This window comes from Micromonospora andamanensis (assembly GCF_016863495.1).
In the GTDB taxonomy this organism is placed as follows: Bacteria; Actinomycetota; Actinomycetes; order Mycobacteriales; family Micromonosporaceae; genus Micromonospora; species Micromonospora andamanensis.
Map to the genome: position 1 here is coordinate 49,739 of NZ_BOOZ01000022.1, position 15,852 is coordinate 65,590.

General features: G+C 69.9%; 13 protein-coding genes. 10 read left to right on the forward strand and 3 right to left on the reverse strand.

What is annotated here, in order from left to right:
- Positions 1 to 4: 4 nt before the first annotated feature.
- From Van01_RS18570 to Van01_RS18595, 6 genes are all read left to right on the forward strand, one after another.
- Entirely contained in the window at positions 5 to 2,560 is a 2,556-nt protein-coding gene (locus tag Van01_RS18570; protein ID WP_204008777.1) for a DUF4118 domain-containing protein, read from the forward strand.
- Positions 2,557 to 3,240, forward strand: coding sequence for a response regulator (locus Van01_RS18575; RefSeq protein WP_204008779.1), 684 nt, complete (start codon positions 2,557 to 2,559; stop codon positions 3,238 to 3,240). The genes Van01_RS18570 and Van01_RS18575 overlap by 4 nt, the downstream gene beginning before the upstream one ends.
- Positions 3,241 to 3,448: 208 nt before the next feature.
- Entirely contained in the window at positions 3,449 to 4,822 is a 1,374-nt protein-coding gene (locus tag Van01_RS18580; RefSeq protein ID WP_204008781.1) for a hemolysin family protein, read from the forward strand.
- On the forward strand, positions 4,819 to 5,880 hold the full coding sequence (locus tag Van01_RS18585) for a hemolysin family protein (RefSeq protein ID WP_204008783.1): 1,062 nt from the start codon (positions 4,819 to 4,821) through the stop codon (positions 5,878 to 5,880). The genes Van01_RS18580 and Van01_RS18585 overlap by 4 nt, the downstream gene beginning before the upstream one ends.
- A gap of 243 nt (positions 5,881 to 6,123) precedes the next feature.
- Complete coding sequence (locus Van01_RS18590) at positions 6,124 to 6,795, forward strand: lytic polysaccharide monooxygenase auxiliary activity family 9 protein (protein WP_204008785.1); 672 nt, start codon at positions 6,124 to 6,126, stop codon at positions 6,793 to 6,795.
- A gap of 137 nt (positions 6,796 to 6,932) precedes the next feature.
- Positions 6,933 to 7,265 (forward strand): hypothetical protein, encoded by a 333-nt coding sequence (locus Van01_RS18595; protein WP_099848752.1) that lies wholly within the window; start codon positions 6,933 to 6,935, stop codon positions 7,263 to 7,265.
- Between the two features lie 33 nt (positions 7,266 to 7,298).
- Here Van01_RS18595 and Van01_RS18600 read toward each other — a convergent pair whose 3' ends face one another.
- Positions 7,299 to 8,168 (reverse strand): NAD(P)H-binding protein, encoded by an 870-nt coding sequence (locus tag Van01_RS18600; RefSeq protein WP_204008787.1) that lies wholly within the window; start codon positions 8,166 to 8,168, stop codon positions 7,299 to 7,301.
- Positions 8,169 to 8,255: 87 nt separating this feature from the next.
- Here Van01_RS18600 and Van01_RS18605 point away from each other — a divergent pair, with 87 nt between their 5' ends.
- From Van01_RS18605 to Van01_RS18615, 3 genes are all read left to right on the forward strand, one after another.
- Positions 8,256 to 8,672, forward strand: coding sequence for a MarR family winged helix-turn-helix transcriptional regulator (locus Van01_RS18605; RefSeq protein ID WP_204008796.1), 417 nt, complete (start codon positions 8,256 to 8,258; stop codon positions 8,670 to 8,672).
- A 474-nt stretch (positions 8,673 to 9,146) separates the two neighbouring features.
- Positions 9,147 to 10,676, forward strand: coding sequence for a non-reducing end alpha-L-arabinofuranosidase family hydrolase (locus tag Van01_RS18610; RefSeq protein WP_204008798.1), 1,530 nt, complete (start codon positions 9,147 to 9,149; stop codon positions 10,674 to 10,676).
- Positions 10,677 to 10,909: 233 nt separating this feature from the next.
- Entirely contained in the window at positions 10,910 to 12,055 is a 1,146-nt protein-coding gene (locus tag Van01_RS18615) for a carboxylate-amine ligase (protein WP_204008945.1), read from the forward strand.
- A gap of 5 nt (positions 12,056 to 12,060) precedes the next feature.
- Here Van01_RS18615 and Van01_RS18620 read toward each other — a convergent pair whose 3' ends face one another.
- Entirely contained in the window at positions 12,061 to 13,845 is a 1,785-nt protein-coding gene (locus Van01_RS18620; protein ID WP_204008800.1) for an N-acetylglutaminylglutamine amidotransferase, read from the reverse strand.
- Between the two features lie 386 nt (positions 13,846 to 14,231).
- Between Van01_RS18620 and Van01_RS18625 the strand changes: the two genes are divergently transcribed.
- Entirely contained in the window at positions 14,232 to 14,957 is a 726-nt protein-coding gene (locus Van01_RS18625; RefSeq protein WP_204008802.1) for a DUF1223 domain-containing protein, read from the forward strand.
- 11 nt (positions 14,958 to 14,968) lie between these two features.
- Here the strand turns inward: Van01_RS18625 and Van01_RS18630 are convergent, their stop codons facing one another.
- The gene (locus Van01_RS18630; protein WP_204008804.1) at positions 14,969 to 15,763 is read right to left on the reverse strand and encodes a pyridoxamine 5'-phosphate oxidase family protein; all 795 of its coding nucleotides are present in this window, start codon (positions 15,761 to 15,763) and stop codon (positions 14,969 to 14,971) included.
- Positions 15,764 to 15,852: the final 89 nt, after the last annotated feature.

Consider the following 15,852-nt stretch of genomic DNA (forward strand, 5'->3'; position numbering starts at 1 on the left):
TCGGGTGCCACGAGGCGAGCTCCGCATCTACCTCGGCGCCGCTCCCGGCGTGGGGAAGACGTACGCGATGCTGGAGGAGGCGCACCGACGCGCGGAGCGCGGCACCGACGTCGTGATCGGGTTCGTCGAGACCCACGGCCGCCGGCACACCGCCGCCATGATCGGTGAGCTGGAGCAGGTGCCCCGGCGCACCATCGCCTACCGAGGCGCCGAGTTCACCGAGATGGACCTGGACGGGGTGCTCGCCCGGCGGCCCGAGGTGGCGGTCGTCGACGAGCTGGCCCACACGAACGTCCCCGGATCCCGCAACGAGAAGCGCTGGCAGGACGTCCAGGAACTGCTGGACGCGGGGACGACTGTGCTCACCACTGTCAACATCCAGCACCTGGAGTCGCTGAACGACGTCGTCGCCCAGATCACCGGCACCATCCAGCGGGAAACCGTCCCGGATGCCGCGGTCCGCGCCGCCGAACAGGTCGAACTCGTCGACATGACGCCCGAGGCGCTGCGCCGACGGATGGCGCACGGCAACATCTACCGCCCAGACAAGATCGACGCCGCGCTCGGCAACTACTTCCGCGTCGGCAACCTCACCGCTCTGCGGGAGCTCGCGCTGCTCTGGCTCGCTGACAAGGTCGACGAGCAACTCGACGCGTACCGCGCTCAACAGGGCATCTCCGCCACCTGGGAGGCCCGTGAACGGGTCGTCGTCGCGTTGACCGGTGGGCCCGAGGGGGAGACGCTGATCCGGCGGGCGGCCCGCGTCGCCGCCCGCAGCAAGGGCGCCGACCTGCTCGCCGTACATGTCGCCCGCAGCGACGGGCTGGCCGGCGCCGACCCCGCGCAGCTCGCCCGGCAGCGAGTGCTGGCCGAGAGCCTCGGCGGCACCTACCACCAGGTTCTCGGCACCGACATTCCCGCCGCGCTGCTGGACTTCGCCCGGGGCGTCAACGCGACCCAACTCGTGCTCGGTGCCAGCCGTCGGGGGCGTTTCGCCCAACTGTTCTCCCGTGGCGTCGGGGTCACCACCACCGCGCTGTCCGGCCCCATCGACGTACACCTGGTCACCCACGCCGAGGCCGGTCGTGGTCGGCGCGGTCGGGCGGTGCCGGCCGCGCTGTCCCGGCGGCGCAGGCTGTACGGATTCGCGCTCACCGTCGTGGGCATGCCCGCTCTGACAGCACTGCTCAAGGCGTTGCCGGACCTGACCCTCACCAACGACATTCTGATCTTTCTCGCCGCTGTCGTCGGCGTCGCGCTCGTCGGCGGACTCTGGCCGGCGCTGCTCGCCGCTCTCGGTGGCTCCCTCCTGCTGAACTGGTTCTTCACCGCGCCCTTCCACACGCTGACCATCGCCGAGGCGGACAATCTGCTCGCCCTCGGCGTCTTCGTCGCGGTCGCCGTCGCGGTGAGCTGGGTGGTGGACGTGGCGGCGCGGCGCACCCGCGAGGCGGCCCGCGCGTCCGCCGACGCGCAGACCCTCGCCACCGTCGCCGGCAGCGTCCTGCGCGGACAACGCCCGCTGCCGGCGCTGCTGGAGCGGCTCCGGGAGACCTTCGCGCTGCGGGCGGTGAGCGTCCTGGAACAGGCCGCCGAAGCTGCCGGGCGCCCCGGCCGGGACCGGGAGGAAGGCGCCTGGCGGCTCGTCGCCAGCGTCGGTGCGGCACCAGCCCGCACCCCGAGCGCCGGCGAAACGGCGGTACCCGTCGATGAGCGGCTCACCGTCGTGCTCTCCGGCCGACGGTTGGCGGCCGCCGACCGGCGCATCGTCGAGGCGTTCGCCGCGCAGGCCGCTGTCGCGCTCCGGCAGGAACGTCTCACCGAGGAGGCCGCCGCCGCCCGACCGCTCGCCGAGGCGGACCGGATGCGCACCGCGTTGCTCGCCGCGGTCAGCCACGACCTGCGCACACCGCTCGCCTCGGCGAAGGCCGCCGTGTCCAGCCTGCGCAGTCCGGACGTCGAGTTCGACATCGAGGATCGGGAGGAACTGCTGGCCACCGCGGACGAGTCCCTCGACCGGCTCGGCCGGCTGGTGGCCAACCTGCTCGACATGAGCCGACTACAGGCCGGGGCACTCGGCATCACCGTCGCGTCGATCGGTCTGGAGGACGTCGTACCCCGGGCCCTGGACGAACTCGGTAAGCCCGCCGCCGACGTCACCACCGACATCCCCACCGACCTGCCCGCGGTCGCCGCCGACCCGGGCCTGCTGGAGCGGGTGCTCGTCAACCTCGTCGCGAACGCCCTGCGACACAGCCCACCCGGACAACCACCCACCATCACCGCCAGCGCCCACTCCGGTCAGGTCGAACTCCGCGTCATCGACACCGGCCCCGGCATCCCGGAGGACCAGTGGGACCACGTCTTCCTGCCGTTCCAGCGGCTCGGCGACCGTGACACCACCACGGGCGTCGGCCTCGGCCTGGCCCTGTCCCGTGGCCTCGCCGAGGCCATGGGCGGCAGCATCAACCCCGAGACCACCCCCGGTGGAGGACTGACAATGGTGCTTCGCCTGCCTGCCGCGACACCTACCGCACCCACGGAGGGCCCGCAGGAATGACCCGGATCCTCGTCGTCGACGACGAACCCCAGATCCTGCGCGCCCTGCGCATCAACCTGCGGGCACGCGGCTACGAGGTCGACGTCGCCGCCACCGGGACGGCCGCGTTGAAGGCCGCCGGCAGTCACCCACCCGATCTCGTCGTGCTGGACCTCGGCCTGCCCGACCTGGACGGCGTCGACGTCATCCGGGGGCTCCGTGGCTGGACCACCGTCCCGATCATCGTGCTGTCCGGCCGCGCCGGCAGCAACGACAAGGTCACCGCCCTCGATGCCGGCGCCGACGACTACGTCACAAAGCCCTTCGGCGTCGACGAACTCCTCGCCCGCATCCGTGCCGTCACCCGCCGACACACGAGCGCCGCCGACGCGGCCAGCCCCACCGCCCAGCTCGGTCGGCACACCGTCGACCTCGCCGCCCACACCGTCATCCGCGATGACGGCGTGGAAGTCAGACTGACCCCGACGCAGTGGGGGGTACTCGAAACGCTGCTGCGTAACCCGGGCAAACTGATCAGCCAACGCCAACTGCTGCACGACGTGTGGGGGCCGGGGTACGAGACTGAGACCGGCTACCTGCGCCAGTACCTGGCCCAGTTGCGCCGCAAACTCGAGCCCGACCCCGCCCGACCCCGTCATTTGATCACCGAACCCGGCATGGGCTACCGCTACCAGCCCTGAACCGGGCGTCCGGGCCGTGGCGCGCCGTCGGCGATTCCGGCGCGACTGAGCCGACCGGGACGGCATTCCTGTCGGTCGCGATGGTCAGACAAGCGTGGTGCGGGACACACAGCAACGTCCCAGCGTGCCTGCCTACGCTGGCCGGCATGTCCAGCGACGGTGAGCCTCCCAGTCCTGAGCAGCCCGAGGGTCGAGCGAGGGCCCGCCGGTGACCGAGTGGCTGCTGCTGGCCGTCGCGGTCCTGCTGATCGCGGCGAACGCGCTGTTCGTGGCCGCCGAGTTCGCCTTCGTCACGGTCGACCGGGCGACGGTCGAGCGCGGGGCGCAGGCTGGCGACCGCAAGGCCGCTGGACTGCTCAAGGGGCTGCGGACACTGTCCACCCAACTGTCCGGAGCGCAGTTGGGCATCACCGTCACCAGCCTGGTGGTCGGCTTCCTGGCCGAGCCGTCGCTGGCCAAGCTGCTGCGCGGCCCGCTCGGGCTGGCCGGATTGTCCGATTCGACGGTCACCGCCGTGTCGGTGATCCTGGCGCTGGCAATGGCGACCGGCTTCCAGATGGTCTTCGGTGAGCTCGTACCGAAGAACTGGGCGATCGCCGAGCCGTTGCGCGTCGGCCGCGCCGTGGCCGGAGCACAACGTGGCTTCACCACCGCCGCCGGGCCGCTGATCCGCTTTCTCAACGGCACGGCGAATCGTATTCTGCGCCTGATGGGCATCGAGCCCACCGAGGAACTGGCCTCGGCGCGCTCCCCGCAGGAACTCGCCTCACTTGTCACCCGGTCCGGCCGGGAGGGCACGCTCGACGCGCGTACGGCGGAACTCGTCGCGCGCTCGATCGACTTCGGCGGGCGTACCGCGGCCGACGTCATGACCCCGCGTAATCGGGTCCAGTTCGTCTCCGCCGACGCGCCCGCCGGGGAGGTGTTGACCCTCGCGGCAGTAAGCGGCCACGCCCGATTCCCGGTCACCGGTGCCGGCGTGGACGACGTCGTCGGCGTGGTGCACTTCAAGCACGCCCTGGCGGTGCCTACCGCCGAGCGGACCACCCGTCCGGTCCGGGCGATCATGGTGGACCTTCCCGAGGTGCCCGAGACCGTGCCGCTCGACCCGCTGCTGGCGGTACTACGCGGGCACGGGTTGCAGGTGGCGGCCGTCGTCGACGAGTACGGCGGAACCGCTGGTGTCGTCACCCTCGAGGATCTCGTCGAGGAGATCGTCGGTGAGATCACGGATGAGCAGGACGGACCCCACCGCCGCCACCACCGGGCCGCCGACGGTACCTGGACGCTCTCCGGTCTGCTGCGCCCCGACGAGGCGTCCCGGCTGATCGGCCTCGACCTCCCGGAGGCGCGGGACACCGACACCCTCAGCGGGTTGGTGACCGAGCGTCTCGGCCGCTTCCCGCAGGTCGGCGACACCATCACGGTGTCCGTCGCCGACCGGAACCATCCCGATGCCGATGGCCTGCCCACCTCTGCCCAGGCGGAACTCGCGGTCATCCGGCTCGACGGCCGCCGGGTCGACCGACTCACCCTGCGCCTCCACGCCGACCACCAGCTCAGCGAGGAAACCCGGTCATGAGTGACGTCACCGCGATCCTGCTGGCCGTGGTGCTGCTGGCCGGCAATGCCTTCTTCGTCGGGGCGGAGTTCGCCCTGATCTCCGCCCGCCGTACGCAGATCGAGCCCCGCGCGGCGGCCGGCTCGTCCGTCGCCCGCGTGACGCTGCGAGCGATGGAGAACGTCTCGCTGATGATGGCCGGCGCGCAACTCGGCATCACCGTCTGCTCGCTCGGCCTCGGTGCGATAGGTGAACCCGCAGTGGCGCACCTGCTGGAGCGGCCCTTCGCCGCCGTTGGCGTGCCCGAGGCGCTGCTGCACCCCATCGCGTTCACCATCGCCCTGGCCGTCGTCGTGTTCCTGCACATGGTGCTCGGTGAGATGGTGCCCAAGAACATCGCCCTCGCCGGTCCGGAGCGCTCCGCGCTGATCCTGGGGCCGGTCCTGTACGGCATCGTCACCGTTCTCCGCCCACTGATCTGGCTGCTCAACCAGATCGCCAACGCGGTTCTGCGGTTGCTCCGGGTGACCCCGAGAGACGAGGTCGCCTCCAGCTTCACCAATGAGGAGATCAGCGGCTTCATCGCCCAGTCGCGGCAGGAAGGGCTTATCGACCAGCACGAGCACGATCTGCTGACCGGTGCGTTGGCCTTCAACGACCAGGCCGCCGCCACCGTGGCGCTTCCGCTGGCATTACTTGTCACCCTGCCGCAGGACACGACAGTGGCAGAGCTGGAACGCCAGTGCGCGGCAACCGGATTCTCCCGTTTTCCGCTCACCGACCCGGATGGCGAGCTCACCGGGTACGTCCACGTCAAGGACATCCTCGGACTGCCAGCGGAACAGCATCACGAGCCGCTCGACCCGGCACTGATCCGTCCGCTCGCCACCCTGGACGCCGAACGGCCGCTGCGCGACGCCCTGACCGCCATGCAGCACCGCGGCGCCCACCTCGCCACGATCGTCGACTCGACAGGCCAACTCCTCGGTCTGGCCGCCCTGGAGGACGTGGTGGAGAAGCTCGTCGGCGAGGTTCGCGACGCGACCCAGCGCAGCCCCGACCAGGTCCTGGCCCGCTGACCGGCGTCCCGGCCGTCGCCGGGGCACGAACCGTTCCGACGCGCAAATTGTCGATCAATGAATACCGCCGTTCCTGGATATTCGAGGTGGCGGCGTGACGTGCTGATCAAGATGGTGACTCCGGCGAATCTGAACAACGGATATCAATAGACGATCATTGATATCTTGTCCGAATGGTGTGATACTCGCTGGAAGCGCTCCCAAACCCGTCCCGGTGAGCGCCTCAGAAAGGGAGGACGTACCGTGCGTTCACACCATCCCCACCAGTCCGGCCGGCGATCCCGGCCGACCGTCCGGGCACTGGTCCTGGCCCTCGCCGTGGTGGCCGCCCTGCTGCCCTGGACGGGTGCCGCCCAGGCACACGGCACCGTGATCAACCCGGCGACCCGCGCCTACCAGTGTTGGCAGAACTGGGGCCACCGGCACATGGATCCGGCGATGCAGACGCAGGACCCGATGTGTTACCGGGCGTTCCAGGCCAACCCCGACACCATGTGGAACTGGATGAGCCAGCTGCGGGACGGCCTCGGCGGGCAGTACCAGGCCCGTACGCCCGACGGGCAGCTCTGCAGCAACGCCCTCTCCAGGAACGACACCGTGAACCAGCCGGGGGCCTGGAAGGCGACGAACGTCAGCCGCAACTTCACGCTCCGGTTCTACGACCAGGCCAGCCACGGCGCTGACTTCTTCCGGGTATACGTCACCCGGCAAGGGTTCAATCCGAACTCACAGCGCGTCGGTTGGGGCAACATCGACCAGATCCTGCAGACCGGGCGCTACGCGCCGACCCAGAACATCTCGTTCAACGTCTCGATCCCGTCCGGGCGTAGCGGCCAGCACGTTCTCTTCGTGATCTGGAAGGCGTCGCACATGGACCAGACCTACATGTGGTGCAGCGACATCAACATCGTCTGATCCACGGCCGTCTGGCACAGCTTCGGCTCCGGTCCGGGAGGTTCTTCCGGGCCGGAGCTGAAGCGGGTCCGCCCGGGATGGGCTGATGACCTCTCGTTAGCGGCACCGCCTGCACCTGGCGAGGTAGCCTCGGGCGGGTGCGGATCATCGCGTTCCTGGCCATCTCCATCGTCGTGCTGGCCGCCGTCCTCCTGGTGTCCGTGGTCCTGACCGGCGGTGCCCGACGCCGACGCCATGCCGCGCAGGCGTCCGCCCGCTGGGCGGTGCGCCACTACGCCATACCGGGACGTGGGCACACAGTCGTCGGGGTCACCCTGACTGACGCGGACGGGCGGGTGCACGGCGAGCACGTGGTGGCCCGCATCCCGGACGGTGCCGAAGACTGGCAGCGCGACTTCATCGCGGCGCGCCAGGAGGCCGAGGAGCGCGCCTTCCACCTCAACATGGACCGCCCGCCGATCGAGGGCTGACGGCGGACCGCGCGGCAGAATCGACGGCCGACGTCAGGCCGCCCGCCCGAACGGCGACCCGGCGTCGGACAGGAAGGCCCGCAGTGTCCGTGCCGGCCGTCCGGTCACCCGCTCGACGGAGTCGGTGACCGCCGCGAAACTGCCCGCCCGTACGCGCTCGAAGGTGAGCGCGAAGAGCTCCCGTTCGAAGCCGGTGGTCCCGTCGACGACCTCGTCGACAGTCAATTCCCGAAGGGCCACGGGATGGCCGGCCGCGGCGGAGAGCAGCTCGACGGTCTGCGGCAGGGAGAGCGCCTCCGGGCCGGTGAGCTCGTACACCTGGCCGGCGTGCCCCTCGTCCAGCAGTGCCCGCTCGGCGACCGCGGCGATGTCCCGGGCGTCGATCCAGGCCAGCCTTGCGCCACCGCTGGAGAACGGCAGCTCCCCCTGGGCGACCTGATCGCGGTAGAAGCGCGGGTCGGTGAACACCTGCATGAACCAGCTGGGCCGCAGGATCGTCCAGGCGTGCCCGCTGTCGCGTACCGCGCGCTCAGCGCGCGGCGCCCATCCGGCGGCTCCCATGTAGTCGGCGTCCTGCTCGGACAACAGGACGATCCGGGTCCGGGAGGGCGTCTCGGGGAGGAGCGCGCCGATGAGGTCCGGCGCGTCCGCGCGATCCGGTCGGACGATGTACATCGCGTCCACGCCGTCGGTCGCCGCCGACCATCCGGCTGGGTCGTCCCACGAGAAGGCGATCGGCCGTACGCCGCCGATGTTGACCGAGTCCGGGTTGCTGCTGCCGCCGAGTACGTCGATGCTCGGCCGCTCGGCCAGCAGCCTGGCCAGCGCCAGCCCGGTCTTTCCACGGACTCCGGTCACCAGCACGCGGGTCGGGTCGGCCCCCGTCGAACTCTGATTCGTCACGTCCAGTCGCTCCCTTTGGTTTAGTGACTAAAGTTCATCGACTCCACTAAAGCAGCGTTATCTGAGCGAGTCAACTAATCTCTGGCCATGACCGAGGTGGCGGACACCCTTGCCCGGCAGGTGTGGGATCTTGTATTCGCCTACGACGCGGCCTATGACCGAGCGGCGCAGGTCGCCGGGCTCAGTGCCGCGCAGGCGTGTCTGCTCGAACATCTCTCCGGAGGTAGTCGCTCGATGGGGGAACTCGCCGTTGAGCTGCTGTGCGACGCCTCGAACGTCACCCAGCTCGTTACCCGGCTGGAGGCCCGCGGCCTGGTGGCCCGGGTGCCCGACCCGGATGACAGGCGGATAAAGCGCGTGTCGGTCACGCCGGCGGGGCATGACGTGCAGCGTGCCGTGCGGCGGGCCTTCGAGTTCCCGTCCGAGCGGATCGGGCTGCTCACCGATCAGGAGCAGCGCCAGCTGTCGGGTCTGCTGGGGAAGGTGCTGGGCCGGGCTTCGTAGCACGTGCCCGGCGGGTGCCGCCAGGCCCAGCACGGTTCGCCGACGGTCAGGCTCGGCCGGCTCGGCGAGCCGCAAACGCGGCGTTGGCTATGTGCAACCATCGATGTTAGCGCCATCATCCGCCGTCTAGTTCGCCGCCACAGGGTTCGGAGCGCCGGGTGCTCCCGGTGGTTGCTGAGGGTGGTCGGATGAACGCGACGACCAGGCACGTGTCTGATAATTCGGGTACGTCGCGGGCCCCATGATTCCGGAAAGTTTCGACTTGACGAACGGCATGTTATCGCCCACAGTCGATGGTCAAGGACGGCGATGCCTACGGCTTACCGGGCAAGCCTGCTTCGTCGGGCCGGTGGACCAGGCGTGTGCGGGGACATGCGGACATCCATGTTAGCGCTAACACAAGGCGCCACGGACGCTCGACGGCGTGCCCATCATCGGGCTTGCTGGTCGGGTCTCGGTCATTGAAGGAGGAACATGTCTGCCCTTGGTAGGTCTCCATCTCTCCCGCCGCCCACGCGGCAACGTAGGTGGTTGCTGCGGGTCGCCGCCGCCGGTGTGACGGCGGTGGTGGCCGGTAGTGCCGCAGCGGTGGCGGTGTCGACACCCGCCGCTGCGGCGACCGTCGACACGAACGCGTGGTACGTGCTTGTCAACCGCAACAGCGGCAAGGCCCTGGACGTGTACAACCTGGCCACGAACGACGGTGCGCGGATCACCCAGTGGTCGCGGAACAACGGCAACCAGCAACAGTGGCAGTTCGTGGACTCCGGCGGTGGCTACTACCGGCTGAAGTCACGGCTGTCCAACAAGGTGCTGGACGTCTACAACTTCTCCACCGCCAACGGTGCCAGCATCGTGCAGTGGTCCGACCACAACGGGACGAACCAGCAGTTCCGGCTGGCCGACTCCGACGGTGGCTACGTCCGGTTGATCAACCGGAACAGCAACAAGGTGATGGAGGTCCAGGGCGCCTCGACCGCCGACGGCGGAAACATCGTGCAGTACGACGACTGGAACGGCGCCAACCAGCAGTGGCAGCTCGTCCGCGTCGACGGCGGCACGAACCCGCCGCCGACCACGCCGCCCCCGTCGGGCACCTGCAACCTGCCGTCGTCGTACCGGTGGTCGTCGACCGGAGCGTTGGCGCAGCCGAGGTCTGGTTGGGTGTCGTTGAAGGACTTCACCCACGCGCCGTACAACGGGCAGCACCTGGTCTACGGGACTACCCATGACACCGGTACGACGTGGGGTTCGATGAACTTCGGGCTGTTCTCGAACTGGAACCAGATGGGTTCGGCAAGCCAGAACCAGATGCCGTTCGCCGCTGTCGCGCCCTCACTGTTCTACTTCGCACCCCGCAACCTGTGGGTGCTTGCCTACCAGTGGGGTGGTCCGGCGTTCTCCTACCGGACCTCGACGAACCCGACGAACGTGAACAGCTGGTCCGCGCACCAGACGTTGTTCACGGGGTCGATCTCGAACTCGGGTACTGGTCCGATCGACCAGGCGTTGATCGGTGACGACCAGAACATGTACCTGTTCTTCGCCGGTGACAACGGTCGGATCTACCGGGCCAGCATGCCGATCGGCAACTTCCCGGGCAGCTTCGGGTCGAACTACACCACGATCATGACTGACACCACGAACAACCTGTTCGAGGGTGTGCAGGTGTACAAGCTCCAGGGCCAGCAGCGGTACCTGATGATCGTCGAGGCGATCGGCTCGCAGGGCCGCTACTTCCGCTCCTTCACCGCCACGAGTCTCGGTGGCAGCTGGACCCCGCAGGCGGCGACGGAGAGCAACCCGTTCGCTGGCAAGGCCAACAGCGGCGCCACCTGGACCAACGACATCAGCCACGGCGAGCTCATCCGCACCAACGCCGACCAGACGATGACCGTGGACCCCTGCAACCTGCAACTGCTCTACCAGGGACGGTCACCCAACTCCGGCGGTGACTACGGCCTGCTGCCGTACCGTCCCGGCCTGCTCACCCTGCAACGCTGACGACACGAAACAGATCCGGCGCGAAAGATGCCTGATCGTCGCGGATGAGGGCGCTCGTCGAATCGGATGAGCGCCGGCATCCCCGCGGTCGATCGGGTGGGGCCGGAACGGGCGGGCTCGGTGTACACCGAGCCCGCCCGGTCAGTCGGTGGATGCCGTTTGCCGGCGCCCTGGCGGGGAAGTCCCGCGAGTGCGGCGGCGGTGACCGTCGCCGGCAGGAGGGGATGCCGACGATGACGAACCACCCGTCCATCGCACCGCCCCTGAGTGCCGTGGACGCGCCGACGCGGCTGACCATCGGGGTGGAAGAGGAGTTCCTGCTGCTGGACCCGGAATCGGGAGAGAGCCTGCCGATCGCCGACCGGGTGCTGACAGCGCTGCACGGGACGGCCCGCGCACAGAGCCGGCAGGAGTTCCGGCACAGCATGGTGGAGATGGTCACCCCCGTCTGTGCCGACCTGGCCGATCTCCGGACGCACCTGATCACTCTGCGACGTGCCGCTGCGGAAGCAGCGCGGTCGGTGGGAGCCCGGCTGGTCGCGGTGGGCGCCACTCCGGTCAACGAGTCGCACCGGACGGTGCCGGACGAACCCCGCTACCGCGCCATGTCCCGCCGGTTCGGTCCGGTCGCACACGATCCAGCCGTCTGCGGCTGCCACGTGCACGTGGGTCTGCCGGACCGGGATCTGGCGGTGCAGGTCTGCAACCACCTACGGCCGTGGTTGCCGGTGGTGCAGGCGCTCACCGCCAACTCGCCGCTGCACGACGGCACGGACACCGGCCACGCGAGCTGGCGCTCCATGCAGCTGGAGCGCTGGCCGAGCATCGGCCCCACCCCGTACTTCGCCTCCGTCGCCGACTACGACGCGACGGTGGCGGAACTTGTCGACGCGGGAATCATGCTCGATGCGGCGATGGTCTACTGGTACGCCCGACCGTCCGCCAGCTACCCCACCGTGGAAATCCGGGTCGGGGATGTCTGCCCGGGGGTGGACGACACGGTATTGGTCGCGGCACTGGTGCGAGCCCTGGTCGCCACCATGGTCGACCAGGTGCGTGCCGGCGTTCCCGCGCCCCGCCTGCGTAGTTGTCTGCTCGCGGCGGCCCACTGGCGAGCTGCTCACGAGGGGTTGGACGGCCGGCTGATAGATCTGCGCGGTGGCGGCGCGCGTTCGGCGTGGGACCTGGTGGAGGAGTTGTTCACCACGGTGGCCCCCGCGCTGGTCCGGCACGGCGACTTGTCGTACGTCCAGCAGCAGCTGGCCCGGTTGCGCCGCGACGGCACCGGCGCGGCCCGGCAGCGGCGGGTCATCGCGCGCACCGGTGGCGACGTGCGCGCGGTCCTCGACCACCTCGCCGCCGAGACCACCGCCGGCTAGCACCCTCAGCGGATGTCGTGGGTCTGGAGCCAGAGTTCGAGCAGGCCCAGCTGCCACAACTTGTTGCTGCCCGCGGTGGCCTGCGCCTGTTCCGGGTCGGCGAGCAGCGTCTCCACGTACGCCTGCCGGAACAGCCCACGCTCCCGAGCGGCCGGCGCCCGCAGCGCCGCCACCACGAGGTCGCGGACCGGGCCGTCGACGTTGCGTAGCGCGGGTACCGGAAAGTAGCCCTTAGGTCGGTCGATCACCTCGGCCGGCAGCACCTCGCGGGCGACCTCCTTGAGCACCCCCTTGCCGCCATTGGCGACCTTGTGCTGCGGCGGGCAGGCCGCCGCGAGAACGACCAGATCCTGGTCGAGAAAGGGGGTACGGACCTCAAGCCCCCAGGCCATGCTCATGCTGTCCACCCGCTTGACCGGATCGTCCGGGAGCATCAGGTGGGTGTCCAGGCGCAGCACCGCGTCGAGGGCGGTGTCCGCACCCGGGGCGTTCAGCTCCGCGAAGACCAGATCCCGGCTGGCATCGACGTCGACGGCGTACGCCGGACCCACCACCCGGATCAGCTCGGCGTGGTCGCGGTCGAAGAAGGCGGCGGTGAAGGTCTGCGCCGCCTCGGCCCGGGACACCTGGGTCAGGGGCTGGTGGTAGCCGTACCCGGCGAACACCTCGTCGGCGCCCTGCCCGGACTGCGCCACCTTGACATGTGCCGCGACCTGCTCGGAAAGCAGGTGGAAGGCGACCACGTCATGGCTGCCCATCGGCTCGGTCATCGCCTCGACCGTCCGGCGGACGGCCGGTACCAGGTCGTCGTTGGTGAGTTGGATGCGGAGATGGTCGGTGCCGTACGCGCGGGCGACCAGATCGGAGTAGTGGAACTCGTCGCCGGCCTCGCCGTGCCGGCTGTCGAAGCCGATGCTGAAGGTGCGCAGGTGCTGCTGCCCGGCCTCGGCGAGCAGTGCCACGATCAGACTCGAGTCCAGCCCGCCGGAGAGCAGCACACCCACCGGCACATCGGCGACGAGCCGGCGTCGTACGGCGGTACGCAGCGCGTCGCCGATCGCGGCCCGCCAGTCCCGGTCGTCCCAGCCGGCGTGGCCGGGTTTCCGGACGTAGTCCGGCCGCCAGTAGACGCGATCGCGGCTACGCCCGTCGGCCTCGACGACCCGCACGGTCGCCGGCGGTAGCTTCCGGACACCGCGCAGGATGGTGCGGGGCGCCGGCACGATCGAGTGCCACGACAGGTAGTGGTGCAGCGCCACCGGGTCCACGCTGGTGTCCACGTCACCCGCCTTGAGCAGCGCCGGCAACGTCGAGGCGAACCGCAACCGGCTCGGCGTCTCGGCGAGGTAGAGGGGCTTGATGCCGAGTCGGTCCCGGGCCAGCACGAGCCGACGCCGGGTGCGGTCGATCAGGCCGACAGCGAACATGCCGACCAGGTGATCGACGAAGTCCTCGCCCCACTGCGCGTACGCCACCAGGATCACCTCGGTGTCACTGGTGGAATGGAAGGTGTGCCCTGCGGCACTTAGCTCCGCGCGCAGCTCCGGGTAGTTGTAGACGCAGCCGTTGAAGACCAGCGCGAGGCCGAGATCCTCTCGCACCATGGGCTGGCCGCCCGCGTCGGACAGGTCGATGACTGTCAGTCGGCGGTGCCCGAGGGTCACCCAGCCATCGCTCCACAGGCCCTCGCCGTCCGGGCCCCGGGACCGCATCGCTTCGGTCATCCGGGTCACCGCGTCGGCGTCAGGCGTGGTGCCGTCGAACCTCACCTCACCGCTGATGCCGCACATCAGGTTCCGATGTCATGCCTCGTCCTCGTGTCGCGGCGCGCAGTCGTCCGTGACGGCAGGTCGACTGGTCCTCCGTCCCCGACCATCAGGCGTGGTGGGACGGCCGGCCTGCCTCGACCGTACGTGGCTGGTGTGCCAGGCGAGGACGGATTGGGGAAGGAAGCGGCAGGTCCTCCGTCCGGCGGAACAGAGCTACCGGGACGGGTACCGAGGCGAAGTGCCGGGGGGTGGCGCTGGTAGGCGTGCCACCCCCGGGTAGAGATCCGGTCGAACACGGCGAAACGTGACCCCGGAGATCGGCCTGCTCTGTCTCGGCGGGCCAGGCTTGGTCGCGCACGCAGTGGGAACGCGGTCACCGCCAGCCGGATCGTCGAGGAGGATTTGCCGTGACGGACACCTCGTCCAGCAGGTCGACCACCGACCAGGCCGAAGGCGGCTTCGCCGTCGTGGAGATGTTCACCTCCCAGGGGTGCAACAGCTGTCCCCCCGCCGAGGAGGTGCTGTCCGAGATCGAACAGAGCGCTCGGAAGCGGGGCCGGCCCGTGTACACGCTGGGCTTCCACGTCGACTACTGGGATCACCTCGGGTGGCCCGACCCGTACGCCGACGGCGCGTACACCCGGCGGCAGGAGGACTATGCCCGGGCCTTCGGGTCGGGTGGCCTGTACACCCCGCAGATGATCGTCAACGGCACTACCGACTTCGTCGGCTCCGACCGCCGGCAGGCGTCGGAGGCGATCGAATCCGCCCTGGCCACGGCGGCGATCACACCTCTGAGCCTGTCAGTGGTCGAAGCGGGCGGCGACGGTGCACGCCGGCTGACCGTGGACTACCGGGTCGACCGTCCGCCGGCGCTGGGAACGATGAACGTGGCGGTCGTGGAGGATGGTCTGGAGAACGACGTCCCCCGTGGGGAGAACGCCGGGCGGCGGTTGCGCCAGGACGCCGTGGTCCGCGCCTTCACGTCGGAGCGGGTCGACGGGGATCTCGGGCAGGTCGAGCTTACGGTGCCGGCCGATCTCGATCACCGCCGCGCGATGGTGATCGGTTACGTGCAGAACGACGGTCACCGGGCGGTCGTCGGTGCCGCCGTTTCGACGTTCGCCCGGTAGGCCGGCCCGGCCTACCGGGCCGCTGCGTCGAGGGCGTCCTGGCAGGCCCGGGCGAGCCGTCGCTGACGGGTCAGCCGTCGCCACAACCCGAGCGGCGGCGCGAGGGCGGTACGCACAGGTGCCGCCGTCACGGCCAGGACCCCGTCGGTCAGCTCGCCCCGGGTAGTCCACGGGGTCCACCGTTCGAGGTCGGGGGCGGAGAAGTCGTGCCCCAGCAGCACCGCAGGCCCGTTGGCGGGCAGCCGTCCGGCGAGGCTGCGCACCCGGACCGGCTCGGCCCCCTCGCGGTCGGGCCGGGTCACCGAGTCCACGTACAGATGCTGATCGTCTCGGGCGACCGCCAGCACCTCACCGGCCCCGCCGACGCGGGCACCGACGGCGGTCGCCGAAACGACCTCCAGCGCCACGATCAGTCGGGGCAGGTACCACCAGTGCTCCCGGCGTAGCAGTGGTGAGTCGATAAGCGCCCGTGCCGGTGGGTACTTGCGCAGTTCCTGGTCGAGCAACCGCTCCACGAACAGCGCGCCGTCGCGATCCTCGGTCAGCCGGGGCCGCCCTGCCACCGCGACCGGCCGCCAGGTACGCCCGGTGAGCCGGTCGTCGGAGACGACAAGCGCCGCATCCGGAGCGGTGGCCAACTGGCGCGCCAGGCCAACCTCGGCGTACGGGAACGCGACGGCGGGCCGGTCGCCGAGCAGCAGCGGCGTGACCGGTCGGGCCTGCGGCCGGCCGTCCCGGTCGAGCCAGGCCAACTCGCCGACGGTGGCAGCCTGGATCGCGCGGCGAACATCCGTACCCACGTCCATGTGATCCGACCCGTTCGGTCGACCTTGCAATGTGATCTCCATTACATTACCGACAGGTTTCGGGATCTGCACACGAGCGCCCGCCCCTG